General features: G+C 64.2%; 11 protein-coding genes. 7 read left to right on the top strand and 4 right to left on the bottom strand.

Annotation, left to right across the window (positions count from 1 at the left end; all coding sequences use genetic code 11):
- Position 1: 1 nt before the first annotated feature.
- The 3 genes from H3T93_RS08605 to H3T93_RS08595 form a co-directional block, all read right to left on the bottom strand.
- Entirely contained in the window at positions 2-1,531 is a 1,530-nt protein-coding gene (locus tag H3T93_RS08605) for an AAA family ATPase (RefSeq protein WP_232348788.1), read from the bottom strand.
- Positions 1,524-6,995 carry an Ig-like domain-containing protein gene (locus tag H3T93_RS08600; protein ID WP_232348787.1) on the bottom strand — a complete coding sequence of 1,824 codons (5,472 nt, stop codon included), beginning with the start codon at positions 6,993-6,995 and terminating at the stop codon, positions 1,524-1,526. The genes H3T93_RS08605 and H3T93_RS08600 overlap by 8 nt, the downstream gene beginning before the upstream one ends.
- Positions 6,996-7,147: 152 nt before the next feature.
- Positions 7,148-8,716, bottom strand: coding sequence for a serine/threonine protein kinase (locus H3T93_RS08595; RefSeq protein ID WP_144176693.1), 1,569 nt, complete (start codon positions 8,714-8,716; stop codon positions 7,148-7,150).
- Positions 8,717-8,859: 143 nt separating this feature from the next.
- On the opposite strand from H3T93_RS08595, the gene H3T93_RS08590 reads away from it, so the two are divergent.
- The 7 genes from H3T93_RS08590 (at position 8,860) to H3T93_RS08560 (ending at position 23,307) form a co-directional block, all read left to right on the top strand.
- Positions 8,860-13,473 carry a PD-(D/E)XK nuclease family protein gene (locus H3T93_RS08590; RefSeq protein ID WP_186363849.1) on the top strand — a complete coding sequence of 1,538 codons (4,614 nt, stop codon included), beginning with the start codon at positions 8,860-8,862 and terminating at the stop codon, positions 13,471-13,473.
- Complete coding sequence (locus H3T93_RS08585; protein ID WP_144176697.1) at positions 13,470-17,510, top strand: ATP-dependent DNA helicase; 4,041 nt, start codon at positions 13,470-13,472, stop codon at positions 17,508-17,510. Before H3T93_RS08590 ends, H3T93_RS08585 begins: the two co-directional genes overlap by 4 nt.
- A 128-nt stretch (positions 17,511-17,638) precedes the next feature.
- Entirely contained in the window at positions 17,639-18,379 is a 741-nt protein-coding gene (locus H3T93_RS08580; RefSeq protein WP_186363850.1) for a GNAT family N-acetyltransferase, read from the top strand.
- The gene (locus tag H3T93_RS08575; protein ID WP_144176701.1) at positions 18,366-19,676 is read left to right on the top strand and encodes an MFS transporter; all 1,311 of its coding nucleotides are present in this window, start codon (positions 18,366-18,368) and stop codon (positions 19,674-19,676) included. Before H3T93_RS08580 ends, H3T93_RS08575 begins: the two co-directional genes overlap by 14 nt.
- Positions 19,677-19,703: 27 nt before the next feature.
- Positions 19,704-20,441 (top strand): 4-hydroxy-tetrahydrodipicolinate reductase, encoded by a 738-nt coding sequence (gene dapB / locus H3T93_RS08570; protein ID WP_046322560.1) that lies wholly within the window; start codon positions 19,704-19,706, stop codon positions 20,439-20,441.
- Between the two features lie 40 nt (positions 20,442-20,481).
- Positions 20,482-21,387 carry a 4-hydroxy-tetrahydrodipicolinate synthase gene (gene dapA, locus H3T93_RS08565; RefSeq protein WP_144176703.1) on the top strand — a complete coding sequence of 302 codons (906 nt, stop codon included), beginning with the start codon at positions 20,482-20,484 and terminating at the stop codon, positions 21,385-21,387.
- Between the two features lie 66 nt (positions 21,388-21,453).
- Positions 21,454-23,307 (top strand): ribonuclease J, encoded by a 1,854-nt coding sequence (locus tag H3T93_RS08560; RefSeq protein WP_144177539.1) that lies wholly within the window; start codon positions 21,454-21,456, stop codon positions 23,305-23,307.
- Between the two features lie 94 nt (positions 23,308-23,401).
- Here H3T93_RS08560 and H3T93_RS08555 read toward each other — a convergent pair whose 3' ends face one another.
- Positions 23,402-23,695: an alcohol dehydrogenase catalytic domain-containing protein gene (locus H3T93_RS08555; RefSeq protein ID WP_232346805.1), complete on the bottom strand. Its 294-nt coding sequence runs from the start codon at positions 23,693-23,695 to the stop codon at positions 23,402-23,404.
- Positions 23,696-23,818 lie beyond the last annotated feature (123 nt).

Genomic DNA, 23,818 nt, shown 5'->3' with positions numbered 1-23,818 from the left:
CTCACTGCTCTCCTGTGGGGACGGGGACCTTGGCCAGGGCTTCGGCCAGCGCCTGGTGTTCATCCATGTCCGCCAGCTTGCTCTGGGCCGTCAGGATCAGTCGGTGGGCCAGGATGGGATCGACCAGTTGTTTAACATCGTCAGGGATCACGTAGTCGCGGCCCTCGGCGCAGGCCCGGATTCTGGCGCAACGGACCAAGGCCAGTCCGCCTCTGATGGATGAGCCCACCCGGATGGCGGGGCTGTGCCGTGTGGCTTCGATGATGTGGATGACATACTCCATGATGGACGGATCACAGAAGACCTTGGAGGCACAGGCGGCCATGGCTCCTACCTGGGCGGCGTCGACCACCGGTTCGACCAGGCCGGCCCGGTCGCGGATGTCGGCCTCTTCAAGGATGCGCATGCTGGCATCGTGCCCCGGTGCCCCTAGAGAGGTGCGGATTAGAAAGCGATCCATCTGTGCCTCGGGCAGGGCATAGGTGCCCAGCTGCTCGATGGGATTCTGGGTGGCTATAACCATGAACGGCAGGGGGAGACGGTAGGTGCGGCCATCTACAGTTACCCGGCCTTCCTCCATGACCTCCAGCAGGGCCGATTGGGTTTTGGGGGATGCTCTGTTGATTTCATCGGCCAGAACCAGGGATGCGAAGACTGGACCGGGCCGGAAGGAGAATCGTCCTTGGGACTGGTCATAGAAGGTCACGCCCAGCAGATCGGAGGGCAGCAGGTCGGGGGTGAACTGGATCCGCTTGCAGTCCACGGCGATGGAGGCAGCCAGAGCGCGTGACAGCTGGGTCTTGCCGGTGCCCGGATTGTCTTCCAGGAGCACATGGCCCCCTGCAATCAGGGCGGTAACACACAGGGTGATGGTTTCCTCCTTGCCCAGCACCGCCTGGCCGACGTTGTCGACGATTGAGCGGAAGAGGCTGGCGAAGGTAGATACATCCACTGCGGCCTGGCTGCTGCTTCCGGCCTGTTTTGATCGCCTCTGCTGCTTGGTCTCTACTGCCTGATCCTCTGATTCGAAGGCAGAGTATCGGTCCTTCCTGGTATTTTCCTCATCCCCAGGTTCGTTAGTCCCGACTTCGTAAGTGGGGTCCGAGGTTCGCTCCAGCCGGGGGTGACGGGACTCATTGGTGAGGTTGACGATGTCAGGTGCAGTATCTGATGAGGACCGGGCGAACCGGTCATGGACCATCTGGCGGCCGCGGACGGTCACGTCTTCCACCATGGTGCTGTCCGATGGGACGGATTCCGCCCCGGACTCCTGGTTCGTTCCTTGCTTGGCAGCCACGGGGATGCGGCCGGGCAGGGTCCGGTCATCACTCGCCGCCGAAGCGGATTCTTTCTGGCTCAGACCTGCCATGAGGGCCTGGCGCTGTCGCTTCAGTACATCCAATCGGTCGGCAGGGGTCTGGCGGCCTTCGCTGTTCGTCTTATGCGCGGACTTGGGGTTGTTCCTTCTGGTCGCGTCATCCGGGATGGTGCCGTCCTGCTGGAGGGGTTCCTGCGCGTTTCGTTCATCCATGATCGTTCATCCTTTTCTGCTGAGAGGACCCCTGACGAGCGAGAGTCTTATTGCGCGGCTTGTCGGCCTCTTTGGGCAGGGTCAAATTCTTGGTGGCGACGGGCGAGTGGCCTTCGGAACCTACCCCCTGGATGCGAGCGACCGCCCAGAAGTTCAGGGTGGTGCCCGGCTTGGCAGATTGCGCGGGAAGGGTGATGACTTCACTCACTTCCGGCTGATTGCAGGGCAGGGTCCAGGAGGCCTTGTCAGGGTCAAGGCCATCAATGCCCACCTGGATGTCTGCGCAAGGTCGACCGTGTTCGACCCCGGGGGCCAGGACCAGCTTGGCTCGACTGTTTCTCAGATACTCAATGGCTAGGAACGCGGGAGGATCCGGATGCGACCAGGTAGAGCCCGAGGCTGAGACCTCGGGCCCCGAGCCGGTCATATCAATTGGGGTCACGCTCACTGTGCAGATGCCTCCTGCTTCGTCATGGCCTACGTCGAAGACCGCCTTGGTGGAGGTGGGTGCGCGCCATCGTGGCGAACCGCAGCCGGGACCTTCGCCGTGGACCATATATCCCTGGATGGGCGAGCCGTGATTCTCCGGCGGGCGCCAGGTGACGGTCAAGGTTTCCTTGCTGCCGCCATCCACGGTCAGTGCCTGCACGCCTCCGGGAAGCGCGTCCGGTCTGGCTGCGGCCGGCGAGGAGGCGGGGGACCATCCTACCTGGTTGTGGGCTTGAACGGTGAAGGAATAGTCATGACCGTTGGCCAGCCCGTCGATTCGGCAGGTGGCAGCAGTGCCGCAGGAGTGTTGCCCCGAGCCTGCCGATGAGGAGTAGGAGACCCGGTACTCGTCCACCGGGCTGCCGTTGGCTGCGCCTGGCTCCCAGGCCAGGAGAACTGTTCCGTCGCCTGCTTGAGCAGCGCCCGACAGCATTCTGGGGGCCTGCGGGCGGTCGATGATGCCCACGGTGATGGTGGCGCTGACCCGGCGTCCCGGATCCTGGCTGCCATCCTCTACCGTGGCCATAATGGTGTTGGTAGAGGCGCCGATGTCGCGATCGGCTTTGATGGTGATCTTTCCGTCGCCCAGGTTGGTGGCTGTCAGACGTGAGGTGTCATCGCTGACCAGACCGACCAGGCGCAGCGGAGTGTCGGGGAAGGGGTTGAGGGCACCCTCGAAGAGGTTCAGCTCCAGGCTCTGTCCAGCCTTGAGCCCCACCTGGCGCGAGGGGACCGAAGCCAGAGGTCGAGTGGTGGCGATGATGCGGAAGGCCAGGACCGTGTGCACATCGCCGGATTGACTGGTGATGGCCACCGGCAGGCTGGCCTTGGTGCCCGGTGTTGCGGTCTTGTCGGCGGCCACTTTCAGCTGGCCCCGAGGACTCAGCTTGGCATGAATCGGCCCCTGAGGGTCCCCAGAGGAGAAGGTGCTGTCGGCCGGATCGCTTCCCTGGGGCCAGCGGGTCATGGCGGGCAGGGAGATGGTCTGCGCCGGTTCCCCAGCCACCAGATCGATGACCGGTGCCGTAAGGATCGGCGGTGATGCTTTGCCGCCTACCACGGTGATGGGCAGGGTGAGCACCGACTCGTTGACGATGGCCCGGCCGCTTGGATCCCCGTCACGGACGGCAAAGGTCAGTGAGGCAGGACCGGCATAATCCTTGGCTGCGGTGAACCTCAGGGTGTGTTCGTCCACATAGGGATCGGATCCGTCGGACTTGGTGGCCGAGACAGACTGCCGCGAGGCGATCTGCGCGGTCTTGCCTGCACCCACTCTGACCTGGTCGGCGATGTCGATGGTGATGCTCTGCCCAGCCTGCACTTTGAGGGCCGGAGCCCGGGGTCTTAGCACCGGTGGGAACACCCCATAGGCGGGGACCTTCACAAAGGCCATAGAAGTGATCTTGTACCGGGTGTTGGTCACGGTGTAGGGCACGGCTCTGGCCTGGTCGGTCAGGTCGATGACCAACTTGGTGGAGCCGGCTTCGCCTACGATTTTGGCATGGGCACGGGCACTGGGATGTATCCCAAGGTGCAGGTCATCGAGGGTGCCGGATGGATTGCTGATGGAGTCGGCCAGATTAACTTCCACGCTGCGCTTGTCCACCGTGTCCTCCGGAGCCACCTGGTAATCCTGCGCTATGGGCGGCTGTATAGGGGCTTGGGGATCCGAGACCACGGTCAGGGTGGCCTGATCACTCAGTCCTGCTCGGTTGTGTGTCCGGTAGACCAGATAGGAGGTGCCTGGCTGCGAAGGGGCGGTCAGCTGGATCATGCCGTCCTCTACGCTGGCCCGGTCCAAGCCCTGGAGCTCCAGGTGGGAGTCCAGGCTCAGGGGATCGTCATCCCCGGCGATGTCGTTGAGCAGGACCGGCACATCGGCAACGGTTCCAGGCCGTAGCCTGACCCTGTCGTCCCGGGCGAAGACCCCGGCCACTGACGAGTCGGTGAAGACGCCGATGCGGACGCGCGCCTGGGCGCGCTGCCCAACCCAGTCTTCCACAGCGTAGGTGAACTCGTCGGTGCCGTGCGAATCAGGATAGGCCTCGTAGATCAAGTAGTCGGCTCCGGCTTTGACAATCCTGCCCAGCTTTGGCGCCTGGTTGCCCAAGCCTGACAAGGTGTCGCAGTCTCCATCGGGGTCGATGCCGGTCAGCGGGACGGGAATGCGCACCTTGGTTCCGGCAGCCACCTGGGCCCGTAGATCCTTGGGGGTGGGTGCGGGCTTGCTGGCGGGGTCGGAGGCATGGACCCTGAAGGTAATGGTGCCAGAGGCCGTATTGCCCAGATCGTCCCTGACCGTATAGGTTGCCGGGAAGTCCCCGGTGCGCTCGCTGGCCTGATACCTGACCGTATCCCCGGACACGAAGGCCAGGCCCGTAAAAGTCTGCTGATCCGTAGTCAGCTGCTGGTCCAGGGTGACGCTGGTCCCGTCAGCATGGGCGACCTTGTCCATGACTGAAACCGTGACCAGGCCCGATGAGCGGACCCCAACCGTCAGATTCTGGGCCTTGGGTGCCGAGGCTGCCCTGCTCAAGGAAGGGGGCTGAAGGACGATGGTCCCCTTTGCGCTGCCTTCGGCGTTGGCGACCGTATAGGCAATACTCAGCGGACGTGTGGGGATTTTCCTGGCGGATAGGTAGACCCGTCGGTGGTCCACGATGCCGACCTTGATGCCGGAGTTCGGATCCACGCGTACATCCGTCAGGGCCAGCACGCCACCCATGGGATCCAGATCATTGTCCAGCGGATCAACGATTGCGGTCTGGTCGGCCTTCAGCAGGGCCACGTCGTTGACGGGTACCGGCGGTGCGGATCGGCCATGATCGTGTTCCACCTCCAGCCTGACCAGACCTTGGGTCTCCTGGTCACCCTGGGCCACCCGGTAGGGCACATAATAGGTGCCCGGGTTAGCTGCGGTGGCGTTGAAGGAAAAGCTCTCAGCGTTGACCTCCACCCGGATTCCATCGGGCTTGTCGACCTGGACCAGGCGGAGGGGCTGAACGGCATTGGCATGTACACTCCTGCTGAGGTCAACGGTGACCTCTCGGCCGGGAGTGGCCTGGCGAATGACCGGATCGACCAGTGGGGCCAGGGTGTTGGCGGGCCTGACGGTGAAGTATATGAGTCCCTGACCGCTCATGACTCCGTCCGAGACAGTGACTTTGACCGCCACTCGTCCGGAGGTGGCTGACCCAGCACTCATGGTCAGCTGTCCGTCAGCCCTGGTGGACAAGGATATCCGATCGGAGTTGACCGATTCGGCGCCGACCAGGGTCAGCGGGTCCCCGTCTGGATCTTCGAAGCCGACCAGGGCGTTGACGGTGGTCGTAGCGCCCCGCTCCACCTCGTACTCAGGCGGGGTATCGTTCTGGACCGGCGCCTGGTTGCCTCGGTCCATCTTGGCCGGGGCGATGTTGAGGTCGATGCCAGCCGAGGAGACCTGGCCGCGTCCGTCGGTGATCGAGTAGTTGATTCGGGTCCGGCCGGCAGGTGCGTCGCTGGCATCCACCTGCAGGTAGCGGCCGTTCATGACCGGAGTCAGGCGCAGATTCCCCTGCGAGCTGCGGGCATCCTCGATTCGCAGAACCGAGCAGTCAGTCTGGCGATCGTTGCGCAAGGGATCCAGCAGGGTCCTGGATCCGGCCCGAATGCCCAAACTGTCGTCCTCGGCCTGGATGGGTTGTGATTCTGATCGACAGGTGGCCGCGAATCGCTGGCGGTTGTCGGCCGAGTCCTGACGCTGATCGTTGCTGTCCGTGTGTTTGACCTCCATGGTCTGCCACTGTGGCCGGATCACCTTGGTAGATGATTTGGGATTCCAGACATCGCCAGTCAGCACGTCGTTGAGGATGACCCTCCGGTGGTTGGCCCGGAAGACCAGGTCCGAGGTGGGGCTGATGGCCTCCAGGGTGGTGGGACTCGGCAGCGGTTGGACCTTGGGCGCGGCTGACCCTGTTGCGCATAGTCGCAGGAAATTCCGCCCTGAGGAGGCCCAAGCCGTCCAAAGGCATCCACCCGAGGAGACCGGCTGGGCTGGTTGGCCGCTGCCGCCGGTACGTACGGTCTCGATCTGATTGCGTGGGTGATCCAGTTGAACCAGGTGGACGCTTTCCTGATCGGTCAGGCCTACCCAAGGTCCCTGGCGGTCCATATCCACTGGAGTGGACTGAAGCTGCAGGTCTCCCCGGTGCGGTATCCGGGTGGTTCCCTGGGGCCAGTAAAGCCGATTGCCCGCCAGAAGGACGGGTCTTCCGCCAATGACGCTAAATGCAGTGGCCCGGACGGGAGCGTGGTCCGTCAGGGAGTCCAGTTCACGGTGGGCCCGGGAGTCCGGTCCGTCGATCCTTAGCACAACCCCGTCCGAGGGCCGGTAGGCGTAAACAGCTCCGGAGGCATCCACTGTGACGGCGGCCCCAGAGCCCAGGGTCAGCACAGGGTCTCGGTGCTGCGGATCCAAATCCCCAGGCGAAGTGGCCTGACCCACCCAGACCTTGCCGGTCCGAGCCTGGAAGAGGACCAGTGTGGGCCCGTTGATCATCCGCTGGACCTTGGCATCCGACCGGGTAGTGTCCCCCAGGGTGGCGGTGGAGGCCGCTATGGGAGCCATGCCTCCCTCATGGCCTAGGATGACCGCGTATCCGCTCTGGGCTAGGTCGAAGTGGTCGGTGCCCGTCGACAGAGCCACGTCTGCTTCTCCTATGTCGGGCTTGAACCTGGCGACCTTGCGCTCGTTCTGGGAGGTGATCCAGATGCTGCCGTCGTCCACCTGAACGGCACGGCGGTCCACCCCATGCATGAACAAGGCGCCCAGGATGAGCAGGACCAGCGCCGTCAGCGTGACGGCCAGGATGGCGGCAGGGCTCTTGGCGCGGACGGCCAGAGCATGCCGCAGATGCAGCCCGGCCCGGCGCATCCGCAGGAATCGTCCCTGCAAGTCCATAATCCCCTGGGTTCCTTTCTTGTCCTGCCGCATAGGCCATGATGCCTGACCTATGTTTTTGCGTTTTAACTTGTCCCGGACCGCCGTCATTGCTTTCTCTGACGACTGATTTTAACCGGTTTGCAGGGTCTTGGCGCTCTATGAAAGTCGGGGTGGTCAAGTGTGCAAATTCATCCACAGCGGGTTCACTGAACAGCGCAGATGATGGTCGGTTCCTGGGACATGCTCCGATCGGCTCGAACCAGGGCGACGCTGATGCAGGTCTGGCTTCCCTGTGGGTTGTCGATGCGGGCGGTCGGCTGTCGGGTTTGCACGCTGCGTCCACGCTCTCCGGTGCCATCCTGGTTCAGGGGATGCCAAACATAGCTGTCTGCCGGTTTGGGGTCGGGATTGGTCCAAGTGAACACGGCCGTTGTGCCCTGATAGCGGCCCTGACCCTGGGTGGGCGAGGGGACCGGTCCCTCCTGCAGATTCTGGGGGTCGCTCGAATCCGTCGGGTCCGGGGACTGTACCTGTGGGGATTGTGTCTGGGAGGAACCTGTAGTTTGCTGTGAATCTCGTCTGAAACCGTTCGGCAGGCCGACAACCAGGGCGCAGGCCAGGACTAAAGCTAGGACGGCAGCGAGAATCAGTGTCATCAGGATCACACGGCGGCGGCCGCTGAAAAACCGCTTGGCCTGGCTGCCTTCATGGTTAGCGGACGCCTCCCTGCCTGGGCGCAGACGCGGTTGGGAACCAGCCTCTGCCTCGGTCCAAGAGTGGCCGGAGTCCCCGGTTTCTGTTCGATTTTCTCTTCGGCCTGCAATGGCTCCGGTCTGGGCGTGCGAGCGTGTATCCGTCGTGGGGTAGGGGTCGATTCCCTCGCCGATGAAGGGTGTCGCATGGCCGTAGAGCTGCTGCTGGACCTCCTGAAGGGCACGACCGAATTCCAGTGCTGAGTAGTAGCGATCGTCCCGGTCATGGGCCATGGCCTTCTCCAGGACGGCGGCCAGCATCGGGGAGGCCTCGCCCATATGCAGAACCGGGGTTTCCGCTGTAAGGATCAGCTGCGTCAGGTGATTCTCATCCCGGGCCCGGTAGGCGTACTCGTAGGGGGAACGGCCGGCCAGCATGCCGAAGAGCGAGGCACCCAGGGAGTAGATGTCGCTGGCCTCGGATCCTCCCGAGCGGCTTGCCAGAACCTCTGGGGCCGCCCAGGGTACGGAAAGTCCGCCGGCCCGTTCGCTTCCATAGATGCCTGAGGAGATGCCGAAGTCGGCCAGGACGGGCAGGCCCTGGTCGGTGATCAGGAAGTTGCTGGGTTTGACGTCCCGGTGCAGGATTCCCCGTTCATGAGCGCAGCAGAGGGCCGAGGCCATGCGCACTCCCAGGTCCAGCACGCCTTCCTGGTCCATGCCCCCCTTGAGCATGATGGTCTTGCAGCTGCCGCCCGGAGCGTATTCGAGCACCAGGCAATCCCGTCCGTCATCGCTGATCAGGGCCTGGTGGATGCTCAGGATGCAGGGGTGGGTGGAGAGCTTGGCCAGTGCCTTGGCTTCCCGCAGAAAGAGCAGATGGGTCTGCCGGTCCACGCTGCCTTGGAGGGCTACCTTGACTGCCACAGGTCGGTTGAGCCCCTCCTGCTCATACAGGTAGACGGCAGCGGTGCCTCCAAGATCCAGGGGGCGAAGGGGCCGCAATCCGGGCAGCGCCGGAGCCTGGTCCATGGCTGGAACCGCACCCGGCCGCTGGGTCTGGGAACCATTCTGCTGCAAGGGCCATCACCTCCTAGGACTGCTATCCACGATAACAGCACGCCGTTCCTGATCAGGCTTCCTTTGAGCCTCCTGCAGGCGGTCCCGGACCAGCGGGTTCCAGGGCCTGCAGATGGACCATGCCGGACCCTATTCTTGTAGCTATGAGCAAGCAGCCACCGGTGGATCCGCAAGAGGCCATGGAACCGGTCCGCGCCCTTATCGGCGATCGGCTCCAGAACGAAGAGGATCGGTCCACCCGGGCCCTGGTGGTGGCTGGTCCTCCCCGCAGCGGCAAGACCACGTTGGCTACTCGTGCCCTCCTGACAGGCATGGAACGCTTCGGCGACGGCGCCAGCATGGCTGTATCAGGTCGTACCGCGGCCGACCAGGTCAGCCGCCAGGTCATTCTGGAGCGGGGCAGGTCCGACCGCACCCGACCTGTGGGCACACTGCAGGCCCTGGCTTTTCGTCTGCTGACGAGGTCTCGGCTGGCCCGAGGGGGTCACGATCCGCTCTTGCCCAGACTGCTCAACGGCGCTGAAGAGGATGCCCTGCTCAGGCAGGTCATGACCGTCCATCTGGAGCATGTCCAGGCCGGTGACGACTGCGCGGTCTGCCGACTTCTGGAGCGCTACTTTCGCAACGGGGCGGGCTGGTCCTCCGTTCTGGTCGGCGACGGACAGGGACGAGTCGTAGGGGTCGCCGACAGGTTCATCGCCCAGCTGCGGGACATGTTCGCCCGCATGACGGAATTGGGCCTTGACAAAGGGGACCGGGACCAGCTTCTGGATGCTCTGGCCGTCCAGCCCATGGACCCTGATCGCCGCGACCGGCTGGGCCTGCAGTGGAGGCTGGCCCTCGCCCTGGAAGATGAATACCGCCAGAGCATTACCGAGAGCTATCCGGACGAGTTCCGTCTGGACCCCTCCATGCTTATGCTCGAAGCCTCTCGCAGCCTGGATGGGCTGGCTGATGACGATCTGCCTGACCTGCTGGTCGTGGACGACTGGCAGGACATCACCCTGGCCGGGATGGGCCTGCTGCAGGGATTGAGTCAGGCCGGCTGCCGACTTCTTCTGGTGGGCAATCCCGACCAGTCGGTCCAGTCCTTCCGCGGCTCCTATCCGGAATTTCTGGCCACTCGCCTGACCGTCCTGTCCAAGCCCATGCCAGGCGCCGCTGCCCCCCTTCTGGCTCAGGACTTCGCCTGCCTGGATGCCGCCGAAGTGACCCTGAAACCCCGAAGGATGGTGGTTCCTGAAGCGGCCGCAGAACATACCGAAAGCGTCCAAGGTTCCGATTCGGCGGCTCCAGGTTCCTACGCCGATCTGGTGGCTGCCAGGGTCAGCCTGGGCATCGCCGGGGTTGAGGAGAGCGACACCCCCCTGCCTGACAGACCGGGCAAGCTGCCCGCCTGGCCCGGCGCCGGACCGGTGGCACCCCTGACTGCCGACAACAGTCTTATCAGTGACGGCAGCGTGCAGACCAGGCTCTTCCATACCCCCGACCAGGAGGACGACGATCTGGTCTGGCAGATTAAGCATGAGTTCCTGGCCAACAAGCGTGACTGGAACGACATGGCCGTCATCGCTCACGACAACACAACCCTGCGCACCCTGGGCCGCAAGCTGCGCGTCCAAGGTGTGCCGGTGCGCTTCTCCTCAGTGACCCGTCCGCTCAGCCAGGAGCCTGCCATCCAGGGTCTCTTTGCCCTGGTCGAGCTGGCCCAGTCGGTACTGGCCCCTGACACCATCGGCAGCGCCCCGGACGACCCTGCCCAGGTGGCCGCCTGGATCCGTTCGCGCCTGCGCACCCTGATGGCCGGACCGCTCTTCCGTGTTCCTGCTACTGCCGCTCGTGCAGAGCGTCCCGTCAGAATGGAGCGCCTGGAGTCCATCATGGAGACCATGGCCGCCCTGGCCCCCTTGTCCGGTCAGCAGGGGAGCGGGGCGGACTCATCGGGCTCCTTGGACGACCTGCCTCTCCTGGGACAGGCCTGGCGGAATTGGGTCGAGGACCTGGCCCAGCGGCGTGCTGAGCGGGACCGTTCATCCGGCATCAGCGTCGACGATTCCCTGCTGACCAGGCATGATTCCTCCCAGGAAAGGGGCGGGTCAGATCTCTTTTCGACTGCTTTGGCCCCCGACCAGCCAGTGGATCTGGGCGATCGGGATGCCCAACGGCCAGCCATTTTGTCTGTTCAGGCCCTGGAGACCCTGCTGGTTCTGGATCCGGATGGCCGATCCTCGGGAATCATCCTGGAGGCCATGACCGCCATCGCCGGAGGTCGCCGGGAGGATCCTGACGTTCAAGTTCTGGACAAGGCCCTGCAGGTTCTGCGACTGACTGCCAACCGCATCAGCGCCCTGGAGGACCGTCAGCCCCAATATGTGCTCTGGGAGGCCTGGCGGAGCCTGGACCTGGCCGATGACTGGCAGCGAAGAGCCCTGATGGCCACCCAGGAGGGGGAGGAGGCCAACGACCGTCTGGACGCGCTCATGCGGCTCTTCCAGTACGCTGCTGGCTCCCGTCGTTTCCCCACGGTTGAGGCCTTCATGGACCAGGTGCGCACCATGCAAATCGAGGCCGACTCCTTGGCGCGGATCGGGCCCATTGAGCATGCCGTCACTCTGACGACGCCTGCCGGCGCTGCCGCCTTGGCCACTGACTGGCCCTTGGTCTGGCTGCCCGCCGTTCAGGACGGGGTCTGGCCCAACCTGATTCCCCGCGACACCATGTTCGGGGCCGAAGAGCTGGCCGACCTGGTTCTGCATGACCGCATCGGCGACCCCTTGGCAGACACGCTCAGCCACGATCCGGCCTTGCGCTCCATCCTCTACGCCGAGAAGAAGGGTTTTCTGGAGGCGCTGACCCGGGCGCGGACCCATGTGCGCATCAGCGCGGTCTGGAACGATGACCTGGTTCCATCGGACTTCCTTTACGGCTATCTGCCCGAACGCTATCCACGCACCGCCGATATGAGCCAGGCGGAGTTCAGCATGGTCGGCGCTGGCTCAGGCGGCAGTGAGCGCTACGGAGGGCTGGAGGTGTCTCCCAGGGGCCTGACTGCGGCCGCCCGGTCCATCCTGGCTGTCCAGGCGTTGCTTCCGCAGGACCAGATCGACCGTGACCGAGCGGACGATGCCGTGCAGACCCTGCGGTTGCTGGCCGACCAGGGCCAGGATTCGGCCGATCCCAGGCATTGGCCCTTCCTCTATGACCAGTCGGCATTGAATCAGCATGTTCCAGACGGACAGTCCACGGTTGGGCCGGCTTCGGACCGGCATGCCCCAGACGAGCAAGCTACGGTTGGACAAGCCCTGGATGAGCATGTCCCGGATAGAGGGATTTCGGTTGAGCAGGCCGCTGAGTCAAGGGCCGTGACAGCAGCCTCAGGTGTCGCATCGGTTGTTGAATGGGATCCTGCTTCCCAGCCCTCGTCTACTTCCTTCAATCAAGCTACACAGGCAGGCCGAACCCACGACCGTGACAACCGCCGTGACCATCGCCATGAGTACCAGTCCGGCCGCCAGGTGGTTCTCCTTTCGCCGTCGGCGGTCGATGCCATCTGGAACTGCCCCCTGGAGTGGGCTTTGGGAGACCAGTTCTCCGGCCCATCTCCCTCCAGGGTGCCCACCGAGTTCGGCTCCCTGATCCACAAGGTGGCCAGCGAGGGCACAGCCCAGGGTCTGGATCGTCCCGGCCAGGGTGATCCGGACGCTCGCCAGCAGCAGGTGCGGGATGCGCTTCTGGACATATACCAGGAGCTGGCTCCTCAGGAACAGCGCCTGCGGGCCCCCGACGAACTCTATGACCAACGCGGCCGCAGCAGCCGGGTGGAGTCCATCCTGGACAACCTGGCCTCTTATTTCGTTCGCTCCTCGGATTCCGAATACGGCTTGGGGGGCAAGAGTCCGGTCCCGGTCGGCGACCTGCTGGGTGTACAGAGCGAGCGTTCCTTCGACGTCAGCCTGTCCGTGGAGGACCTGGTCCCTCTTTGGAAGGCCACCTTCCCTGACAGGCCCTTGGATGCTGACGGGCTCTTTGCCCTGATGTCCGGCCTGGTTGACGGCTTCCCTGCAGCCCTGGATGCCAGGACGACGGTCAGGCTGACCGGCCGTATCGACCGTCTGGAGGTCAGGTCCCTGCCCGAGGGCATCCGTCTGCGGCTGGTGGACTACAAGACCGGTAGAGTCCCCTATACCCAGGGGCAGCTCTTCAACGACCTACAGCTGATCTGCTATCAGCTGGGACTGGCTTTCCCGCCCACGTCCGGCAGCAGTCCGGAGGCGGCTGCCGCCTGGAGCCTCCCGCAGGCCCCCGACCTGGAGAGGACCGAGGGGATGAAGCTGAGCCAGTCCCTGCTCTTGCAGCTGCAGGCCCCGCCCAAGGATGCGCAAACGGGGCTGCGCCGGGAGGAGATGGCCTACCAGCCGCCACTGTTCGAGCGTGACAGGCTGGTCACTATTGCTCAGCCCAGAACCGGCATGCCTTCCCCGCTCAAGTCCAAGGCCGAGCCTGCGGACCTGCCTGATCAGGTTCCACCTGGGGTGGATGCGGACCTGTGGGCCATGGTCCAAGCCGCCCGGGTCTCCTCCCAGGCTGTATGGGGGCTGACCATGATAGCCAGGGTCTTCTTCGCTGCCGGGGTCAAGCTGACGGCTGGCCAGGATGACGCGGTCTTCGACCCTGCCCGTTGCCGTCGGGCCGGCAATGGCCAGGAATGTCAGGCATGGCAACTGGTGGCGCCCAATCTACTGGAGGATCAGGAATGAAGCAGACTGCCGAACAGTCCGCCATCGTCGATGCGGATGTCAACGAGGATCTTCTGGTGGTGGCCGGTGCCGGCTCGGGCAAGACCATGACCATGACCAGCCGAATCATCGCCCTGATCCGTCGGGGAGTGCCCTCAGAGCAGATTCTGGGGTTGACCTTCACCCGCAAGGCCGCCTCCGAGCTCCAGTCCAGGGTTGGGGCGGCGGTCATCCGACGCGACCAAGGCAGAGGCACCTCGGGCGTGGACCCCGAACGCAACTTCCTGAAGCCGACTGTGTCTACCTATGACGCCTTCTTTCAGTCCATCGTGCGCCAGTACGGCCTGCTGGTGGGCATGGACCAGGACACCCGTCCCCTGAGTTCGGCCGGGGCCTACCAGCTGGCCTCTCAGGTGGTCGCCGACCATCTGGATCTGATCTTTCCTGCCGGTTCATCGGCACAGGATGGAGACTCCGACGACCTGGGCTCCGCGACCTTCTCGACCACCGTCAACCGGGTCCTGGGGCTGACCGGGGCGGTGACCACCTCAATGATCAGCAGCGACTGCCCGGATTTCGACCAGGCTGTGGAGCGGATCCGCGCCTGGGACCGCGCCTTTGTGGATCGTGCGGACCAGTTGATCGGCGACCAGCCTGTGCCGGATGATGAGCCCAGGGTCAGCCAGACGCCGCCCAAGCGAACCAAGAAGGAGACCGACGAGCACTATCAGGGCAAAATCAAGGACTTCCAAGATAAGCGGCAGAGCATTCGCCTCTATCGGGTAAATGCCATGCGACGGGCGGTTCTGACACGCGAGAAGCTGCTGACCCTGGTCCAGGACTACCAGAGGGCCAAGCGCCAGGCCAACATGGCCGAGTTCGGCGACTTCACCCTGGCCGCCTTTCAGCTGGTCGACCGTTTCCCCTCCATCAGTGCCCAGCTGCGACGCCGCTACAGTCACGTTTTTCTGGACGAATACCAGGATACCTCCACCACCCAGGCCCTGCTTCTGGCGGCCATCTTCCATCCGCAGAATCGGCAGGAGGATCAGAGGAGCGCGGATCAGGCTCCTGGCAGGTCGGCTGTGACAGCCGTGGGCGACCCCTTCCAGTCCATCTATGCTTGGCGCGGAGCCAGTCCTGGGGCCTTCCGTACCTTCCAGGCTCAGTTCGGCATGTTGGCCGACCGACCCGCCTCCGGCAGTGGTCCCATGTCTGGTGTGACCGCCTTTGGGCGCTCGCAGGACCAGGATCCGCTGACCCTGTCGCGCACCTTCCGCAACTCCAACTGGGTGCTCAGGGCCGCCAACCAGCTGACCGTCCCCCTGCGCCATCGGGGCCAGGGGAGCCGGTCGGAAGCGGAACTGCGCGAGGTGGACGTGGCCAGGCTCCGTCCCCGTGAGGACGCCGACCCGGGCACCGTGGGCCTCTTGGGCTACAGCACCGGCGGCCAGGAGATCGATGGCGTGGTCAGGTTCGCCCTCAGAGCACGCGATCTCTATGGCAATCAGGGTGATGCGCCGCACGTGGCCGTTCTCTTCCGCTCCAAGGCTGCCCTGCCCAGGTACCGCGAGGCCATGGAGGCTGCAGGGCTGAGCTGCCAGGTCGTCGGGTACTCCTCCCTCTTTGACCGGCCCGAGGTTATGGACCTTAGAGCCCTGCTCTCTCTAGTCTGCGACCACACCGACAGCGATTCCCTGATGCGTCTGTTGGCCTCGGCCCGGTTCGGCATGGACGCGGCCGATCTGAGCGCTCTGGCCTCCCTGGCCGCCAAGGTCAATGAGGACAGCCAATACCGGGCTCTTGTCCGGGCCGGTCTGGTCGAGTCCGACCCCGATCCGCGCCGCCGTCGCGAGGATTTGCATCGTTACCGTGACCAGGTCCCCAATGATGTCTTCCTGGTGGATCTGCTTCTGCGCGACGACCTGCCAGACCTCTTGAAGAGCTCACTGCTCTCCGCCAGGGGGCAGGTCCTGGCCGCTGAGGCTGCCCGGGTCATCTGCCAGGTCCAGGCCGAGTCCTCGGCCCCCCTGCGCCAGGTGGTCATCGCTGCCATCCGTGCCCTGGATCTGGACGTGGACCTGGTGCTGGCCCGTACCCTGGCCAATCCTGAACGGCCTCTGGAGCCCAGCCAGGCCAAGGCTGGCATCCAGGCCCTGCTGGACCAGGTGGATGTCTACCTGTCCGAGTTGCCCCAGGGCCTAGGGCCCAGCCTGCGTGGGTTCGTCTCCTGGCTGTCCTCACTGGATCAGAGTCCCGAAATGCCTGCTGACGGGGATGCACGACAGGCCGACGTGGCCCTGATGACCGTCCACCAGGCCAAGGGACTGGAGTGGGATGCCGTGGCGGTGGTCGGGCTCAAGCGTGGAGCCTTCCCTAGCAGCCAGGGCGACCGGCTCACGGTCAAGCCCGCCTTGGACCAGCCGCTGGTCCAATCCCCGGACGGCCCGGTCTACCAGTACAACTGCACGGCCCGTACTTGGCTGGTCGATCCCCAGTCTGTGCCGGTGCCGGTGCGGGCTGATGCCATGATCCTGCCCCGTTTTCCACACGACGCCCCTCTGGGAGCCGACCCTGAGGATCTGCTGGGTCGGATGGACCTGGCGGGCTTGGAGGAGGAGGCTATGGGCCTGTCTCGTGAGAGCGGGCTGGACGATCAGGCCCGCCAGGTGCGTGCCGATGCCATTGCTCCCTCTCAGCGAGAGCAGTATGGCCGACGGCTGCTGGATGACGAGCGGCGGCTGATCTACGTGGCGGCGACCAGGGCCCGGCATGACCTGCTGCTGACCTTCAGCCAGGATTCCCAGGCGGAGTCTGCGGCCCTGAACACGCCGGCACCGGACCCGGACAAGGCTTCCAACTTCTGGACTGAACTGGTGGAGCTCTTCCAGGAAGAGCCCGATGCGGTCAAGCTGGAGCACGCAGAGGATGCACAGGAGGGCGAGCCAACGCCGCCCTTGGGGCTCTTTGTCGGTGAGAACGCCCAGTCCTACCGCCAGGCTGTCGTCGACCGTGCCCTGGAAGAGGTGTGCCAGGTCGCCGCCCGAGACGGTGAGCGTGAGCAGGCGCTTTGGCCTCCTGTTCTGAGTGCTCGGACCCGTGAAGCCTTGGATCGCTCGGCCGCCTGGGTGCGCGCCGGGGAACCAGACGACCACAAAATCCCTGATGAGGGCGATGACGGGCTCTACGCCAATGCGGTCCGCGTCCTGCAGGTCAGCACAGGCCGCCTGGGGGTGGCTGACGACCAGTTGCTCACGGATCTAGATCTGCTGCGGCGCACCGGCCGCCGGATCCTGGGACATGGGGCTAGCAGCGTCACCGCCATCCAGGCCAGCTCGGCAGGGGGCGATCCCAAGATGGAGAGGGATTACTGGCATGGGCTGGTCAGACCCATACCCCAGGTGGCCTCCCCGCAGGCCGAGGCGGGCACCCGCTTCCATGATTGGGCCAGGCGTTTCATCCTGCCCGAGATTTCCGCCCCTCAAGGACTGGTGGACCTGCCTGATCAGGCAGAAGCACCGAACCTGCTCGATGGTCCGCTGGGCCCCGGGGCCATGGCTGAGCGAGCCCGGATGCTGGCCGGGCTTGACCAGGAGCGGGAGTCCCTGGATTCCAAGGCCGATCCCGTACAGGCCCGTCTGCTGACCTGGGAGCGGCGGCTGGCTGGGTCTGACTGGGCCCAGCGCACTCCTGTCTGGGTGGAACGGCCCATCGTGGCGGTGCTGGCTGGCTCTATCGTCAAGGGCAAGCTGGATGCGGTCTTCGCTGGTGGGCTGGACCCTGAGCGTACGGATATGCGCTACACCATCGTGGACTGGAAGACCGGAGTCCGACCGCATGGAGAGGAGTCGACCAACCGCCGCCTGGTCCAGCTGGACTTCTACCGGCTGCTCCTGTCACGCTTGGAGGGTATCGGCCTGTCGACCATCGACGCCTGCCTTTATTATGTAAGCGAAGACCAGCCCCAGGACCGACTCATCAGGGCCCGTCCCAGGACCGAAGAAGAAATTCTCGCAACCCTGGCCGAGGGCATACCCGAGCAGTCGGACGAGGACTGAGTCTGCGGCAGACCCCGCCAGACAAGGGCGATGGGTGCCGCGCATCAGCAATCATGAACAGCAGGCGATCGGCAGACGGCCAAGGGCCGTCGTGGGGCCGCGCACGCCCGAATGGAGCAATGAGACAGATGACTACGTCCAGTAATCGCGACCAGGCCTCCCGGCGGAGGGGGAGCGTGGCAATAAGACCCATGGTCTGGGCGGACATGCCCGACCTGGTGGGGACCTTTGATGCCACCTGGAAGGTGCAGGAGGATCCCGAGGGAACTGTGTCCCGGCTGAGCGCCGCGCATTTCATCCTGCATTATTTGGTGGGTACCACTAGGGCTCGGATAGCTGTCGATGGGCAGGACTTTCTAGGGGTAACTTTGCTGGCCGATGGGCGTGGCGAACTTTGCTTCCCCAAGGCTGAAGAGGAGCTGGAGCGAGTGGACCGGCAACTGTCTGCAACGACCTTGGGCGCCCACACCCTGGACCGAGCCCGTCAGTGGCAGCTGACCGAGGTCAGGCTGGAAAAGCAGTGCGGGCTGGCCGTCCCGCCCCAGGCCGAACTGAGGCTATTCCTGGTCTCCAGCCGTGCCCGGGGACGCGGTGTGGGTGGTGCCCTGTGGCGGGACACTCTGGAGCACCTGGACCAGGCGGGCATCGAGCGCTTCTACCTGCATACGGACTCCTCCTGCGACGTGGGCTTCTACGATCATCAGGGCATGGAGCGGCTGGCTGAGCTCAAGGGGCGGGACCATGCGGCCTTCGCCGGGCGCGATCCCTCGGACGATCCGCAGTTCTTTGAGGGTATTGACGACATCTTCATCTACGGAGGCCGTGTGAGCGACCAGCTGGGCAAGGATGGTGATCATGGCGGCCGCTAAATCACCCTTCCTGCGCCTGTTCACCTACCCGGGCGCCGCCGGTTTCTGCCTGTCGGCCGTTCTGGCCCGTCTGCCCCTGGGCATGATGGGTCTGGGCATCGTGCTGGCCTTGAACCACATCTATGACAACTGGACTTCGGCCGGGCTGATGAGTGCCGTCTACACGCTCTGCGCGGCCCTGGTCACCCCCTTCTACGCCCGTCTGTTCGATAGGTTCGGTCAGCGTCGGGTCGGGGTGACCGCCCTGATCGTGCAGGCTCTGGCCATTCTGGGTTTCGCCGTGGGTGCCATGCGCCGGGTTCCCCTGGGAGTGCTCTTTGTGCTGGCGGCTCTGATGGGCTTGACCCAGTTCGCCTTCGGAGCCCTGGTGCGCACCCGCTGGGCCTGGGTGTTGCGCGACGACAAGACCAATCTGCTCAACACCGCCTACGCCCTGGAGTCGGGGCTGGACGAGTGCGTCTTCATCCTGGGACCCATCCTCTCCGCCTACCTGGCCACCTCGGTCAGCCCGGTCTCCCAGCTCTACCTGCCTGCCCTGGCCCTGCTGGTCGGCGGGCTGACCTTCTTCGCCATGCGTTCCACCGAGCCTCCGGCCGTAGTTCGCATGGAGGCGGTCAGTCAGTCGGCAGCGGATCATTCTCCGGTGGATGCCCATGGGGACGTCCTGCCAAGCGATGCTGAAGGCCACCAGGGATCTCGCTCGGCTCTGGTCTACCCGGGCATCCTCCTGCTGGTGGTGATCTTCGTTGTCTTCAACATGAGCTTTTCTGCGGTGGACGTCTCGGTGACGGCCCTGACCAAGTCCATGGGCCGCGAGGGGGCGGTGGGCCTGCAGCTGGCCCTGTTCGCCCTGGGCTCCCTGTGCGGGGCGCTGATCTTCGGCTCGGTCAGGCTCAAAGGATCCCGCTGGCGCTATCTGGCGACCTTCCTGGTGCTGCTGACCCTGGGCTATGTGGTCTTTCGCCTGGTCATGGACAACCTGGTCCTGCTGGGTCTGGCCGAGGTGCTGACTGGCCTGTGCGTCTCGCCCATCTTTGCCACCGGCAACCTGATTGTGCGTGAGAACGTGGATGCCCGGGCCCTGACCGAGGGGCTCTCCTGGCTGTCCACCGGCGGGTCCATCGGCACTTCCCTCGGATCCACACTGGCCGGAGTCGCCCTGGATCAGTTCGGGCCGCACGGCGGCATGACCATCCCGGCGGTGGTTACTTGCTGCGCTGTCCCCCTGGCATTGCTGGGCTGGGCCAGGAGCCGCAGGGAGGGTATGGTCGTGGAAAAGATCGAAAATGCTGAGTGAAATGAACGGTGAAGAAGGAGGCAGCCGATGATTCGCGTATCGGTGTTGGGTGCAGGCGGACGCATGGGAACCGAGGTGGTGCGTGCTCTGAATGACGCGCAGGATATGCAGACGGCCCTGCTGCTGGGCCCGGATGACGATCCGGCGGCGATCAATCCGAGCAACACGGATGTGGCGGTCGACTTCACCAGCCCCGATGCAGTCCTGGGCAACACCCTGACCCTGATAGGGCAGGGGGTCCACTCCGTCATCGGCACCACCGGCTGGACCAAGGAGCGTCTGGACCAGGTCAAGCAGGCCTTGGACGAGCATCCCGGGCTCAGCGTCTTCATCGCTCCCAACTTCGCCATCTCTGCAGTGCTGGCCGACCGGTTCGCAGCCATGGCGGCCCGCTACTTCGAGTCGGCAGAGGTGATCGAGATGCACCATCCCGATAAGGTCGACGCCCCCTCCGGCACTGCCCTGGGGACCGCTTCCGCCATTGCCGAAGCCCGTCGCAAGGCTGGCATGGGTCCCATGCCCGACGCAACCCAGCAGCCTGATGCATCTAGGGGTCGGGTGGTTGACGGTGTCCACGTCCATGCCGTCCGGCTGCGGGGACTCAACGCGCATGAAGAGGTGCTCATGGGCAACCCCGGCGAGCAGCTGACCATTCGCGCAGACAGCTTCGAGCGTGTCTCTTTCATGCCCGGAGTCCTCCTGGCCGTGCGCCGTGCTGGAAGCATTCCAGGACTGACCGTGGGCCTGGACCACTACCTATTCTGATATCCGCAAGAGCGTCCCCATCTGCAAGTAGCGTGAAGATATGACTGAGACCGTTACCCATCTGCTTCCTCCTGCACCCTTCGGACGGGTGATCCCCGCCATGATCACGCCTATGAATAAGGACGGATCCGTGGATTATGAGGCTGCCGCCAATCTGGCCCGCACCCTGGTGGCCGATGGGGCCGACGGCATCCTGGTCAACGGCACAACAGGCGAGTCTCCCGTCACCCACATGGAGGAGAAGGTCAACTTGGTCAGGGCCGTCAAGGATGCCGTCGATGTGCCCGTCATCTCTGGAGCGGGATCCAACGACACGGCGCACACGGTACGCATGGTGGAGATGACCCAGGAGGCCGGGGCCGATGCCCTGCTGGTGGTCATGCCCTACTACTCGCGGCCCTCCCAGGATGGGGTGGTGGCCCACTTCCGTTCGGTATGCCAGTCGGCTCAGCGACCGATCATTCTTTACGATGTGCCCGGACGGACCGGGCTGCACGTCGAGCTGGACACCTACCGGCGCCTGGGCGATATGGATGCGATCACAGCCGTCAAGGATGCCACGGGCGACTTGGCCTCCATGCCCCGCAAACGCCAGGAGACCGGCCTGACCTGGTACTCAGGCGATGACGGACTCTACCTGCCCTTCCTGGCCTTGGGCGCGGTCGGCGTCATCTCGGTCATTGCCCATGTGGCATCCGGACCCATGAAGCGTCTGGCTGACGACTTCGATGCTGGCGACTTGGATGGCGCAAGGGATCTGGCCGTGCGTCTGGACCCGCTGGTCCAGGCTCTGAACGGCCAGGGGCAGCAGGCCGTCATGGCCAAGGCCGCTCTGAAAGCGGCCGGCAGACTGGACCAGACGGCCATGAGGCTGCCCAATCTGGGCCCCGATGAGGACCAGGTGGCTCTTGCCCGCAAGGGCATGAAGGCTGCCGGGCTGATCTGAATCAGTCCTGAAAGCGACGTCGCCCCTGTATAGGCAGGGGCACAGATGATAGAAACACAAGTGACTATGGCAAGAAAACAAGAAGAATCAAACACGACCGGCAAGAGCAGAAGTCGTCGGTCCTCCTCCAAGAATGGCAAGCAGGGGTCAAGCAGGTCCCGGGGCGAATCCCGCAACCGTCGCAACGGCGCCATCGCTCGTGGCAAGGGCACCCAGACCGAGCAGCATCTGGTAGCGCCCCCCAAGTATCGCAAGGGCTCCATGCGCATCGTTCCCCTGGGTGGCCTGGGCGAAATCGGCCGCAACATGAATGTGATCGAGTACAACGGTCACATCCTGCTGATCGACTGCGGCGTGCTCTTCCCCGAGGAGGAGCAGCCGGGCGTAGACCTGATTCTGCCTGACTTCAGCTACATCAAGGACAAGCTGGACCAGGTGGATGCCCTGGTGCTGACCCACGGGCATGAGGACCATATCGGCGGCGTGCCCTACTTGCTCAAGCTGCGTCCGGACATCCCCCTGATCGGATCCAGGCTGACCCTGGGATTCGTCGATGCCAAGTGTGAGGAGCATCATCTCAAGCCCACCAAGGTTGAAGTCAAGGGCCGCGACAAGCTCAAGGTAGGCCCCTTCAACCTGGAGTTCGTGGCGGTCACCCACTCCATTCCCGATGCCTTGGCCGTCTCCGTGCGCACCCCGGCAGGCCACATCATCGACACCGGCGACATGAAGATCGACCCGCTGCCTCTGGATCACCGTCTGACCGATCTGCGCGAGTTCGCCAAGCTCGGCGAGTCCGGCGTGGACCTGCTCATGGTCGATTCCACCAACGCCGAGGTTCCCGGCTTCGTCAAGCCCGAAATTTCCATCGCCCCCGCCCTGGACAAGGCCTTCGCCGAGGCCCAGCGCAAGATCATCGTGGCCTCCTTCTCCAGTCACGTCCACCGGGTGCAGCAGGTGGTCGATGCCGCTCACAAGTTCGGCCGCAAGGTGGTCTTCGCTGGCCGGTCCATGGTCCGCAACATGTCCATTGCCTCCGACCTGGGCTACCTGCACCTGCCCGAGGACACCGTGGTCGACCTCAAGGACGCCCACAGCATCCCCGATGAGAAGATCGTCTACATGTGCACTGGATCCCAGGGCGAGCCCATGGCGGCTCTGGGCCGCATCGCCGATGGGACCCACCGCGACATCACCATCAACGAGTTCGACACGGTCATCCTGGCCAGTTCGTTGATCCCCGGCAACGAGCACGAGGTCTACAAGGTCATCAACAAGCTGGTGCGTCTGGGTGCCAAGGTGGTCAACCGCGACAACGCGGCCATCCACGTCTCCGGCCACTCCGACGAGGGCGAGCTGCTGCACTTCTACAACATCGTGCAGCCCAAGTGCGCCATGCCCATCCACGGCGAGAACCGGCACCTGGTGGCCAACGGCCTGATCGCCGTCAAGACCGGCGTGGATCCGCAGAATGTGGTCCTGGCCGAGGATGGAGACGTGGTGGACCTCTACCATGGCCAGGCCGCCGTGGTCGGGTCCGTGCCCTGCGGTTACGTCTATGTGGACGGCGACTCCGTGGGCCAGCTGACCGACGACGAGCTTGAGCAGCGCCGGATTCTGGGCACCGAGGGCTTCGTCTCCGCCTTCGCCGTGGTCGACACCGAGACCAGCAAGGTCGTTTCCGGCCCCAAGCTCTACCTGAACGCCGTGGCCGAGGACGAGAGCGAGTTCAAGTCCATCAACGCCCAGATAGTCGATCAGCTTGAGGATGCCATGTCCAAGGGAACCACCGGCACCTACCAGCTCCAGCAGATGATGCGCCGCACCCTGGGCGGCTGGATCTCACGCAAGCTGCACCGTCGGCCCATGATCGTGCCCGTGGTGGCCGATATCGCCACCGACGTGCAGTCACAGGACTGACCATCGTTTCCTGCAACTGATACCGAAGGCTCCGGCCGTCCATGTGGGCAGCCGGAGCCTTCGGTGTTATCAGTAGACAGCAGCGCTTATATGCTCACGATGACCTTGACGTGGTTTCCGTGTCCTCACGCAGCTGGCGGTAGCCCTTATCCACGATGTCCTCGACGGTACCCGAGATCTCATGGCTGAAGACCACCGGTAAGGTTTCTCCCATCTGCGGATGGGGATGGTCGGGCGAGTTCCTGCCCCCGTTGACCGCTCCGTCATAGTACAGATGAACATTGGAACCGCAGATGCCGGTGAAGGCGGGATGAATCTCGATGGTTCCCGGCTTGCGCTCAGGCTCGGGCACGTCCTCCAGCCGTACAACTTCCTTGCCGTAGTACATCAATGCTTTCAGATTGCATATCCTCTCTGATAAGCGTGTAAGACCCTGCACGAACGAAGTCGAATACCCAACGTGACAACCTTGCAGGCGGGTGACGCTCTTTCGTTGGAGACTGCCCAATTC

The sequence above is a fragment of the Bifidobacterium sp. M0404 genome (genome assembly GCF_016101415.1).
Lineage (GTDB): Bacteria > Actinomycetota > Actinomycetes > Actinomycetales > Bifidobacteriaceae > Bombiscardovia > Bombiscardovia polysaccharolytica.
Note: the sequence above shows the minus strand (reverse complement) of the source record. Positions and strands in the feature narration are given on the sequence as shown.

What these genes read in the sequence shown, in the direction of transcription:
- H3T93_RS08600 (WP_232348787.1), bottom strand. Translation starts at nt 6,995, where the DNA reads ATGCGGCAGGACAAGAAAGGAACCCAGGGGATTATGGACTTGCAGGGA.
- dapB (WP_046322560.1), top strand. Translation starts at nt 19,704, where the DNA reads ATGATTCGCGTATCGGTGTTGGGTGCAGGCGGACGCATGGGAACCGAG.
- H3T93_RS08585 (WP_144176697.1), top strand. Translation starts at nt 13,470, where the DNA reads ATGAAGCAGACTGCCGAACAGTCCGCCATCGTCGATGCGGATGTCAAC.
- H3T93_RS08590 (WP_186363849.1), top strand. Translation starts at nt 8,860, where the DNA reads ATGAGCAAGCAGCCACCGGTGGATCCGCAAGAGGCCATGGAACCGGTC.
- H3T93_RS08605 (WP_232348788.1), bottom strand. Translation starts at nt 1,531, where the DNA reads ATGGATGAACGAAACGCGCAGGAACCCCTCCAGCAGGACGGCACCATC.
- H3T93_RS08575 (WP_144176701.1), top strand. Translation starts at nt 18,366, where the DNA reads ATGGCGGCCGCTAAATCACCCTTCCTGCGCCTGTTCACCTACCCGGGC.
- H3T93_RS08560 (WP_144177539.1), top strand. Translation starts at nt 21,454, where the DNA reads ATGGCAAGAAAACAAGAAGAATCAAACACGACCGGCAAGAGCAGAAGT.
- dapA (WP_144176703.1), top strand. Translation starts at nt 20,482, where the DNA reads ATGACTGAGACCGTTACCCATCTGCTTCCTCCTGCACCCTTCGGACGG.
- H3T93_RS08580 (WP_186363850.1), top strand. Translation starts at nt 17,639, where the DNA reads ATGACTACGTCCAGTAATCGCGACCAGGCCTCCCGGCGGAGGGGGAGC.
- H3T93_RS08555 (WP_232346805.1), bottom strand. Translation starts at nt 23,695, where the DNA reads ATGTACTACGGCAAGGAAGTTGTACGGCTGGAGGACGTGCCCGAGCCT.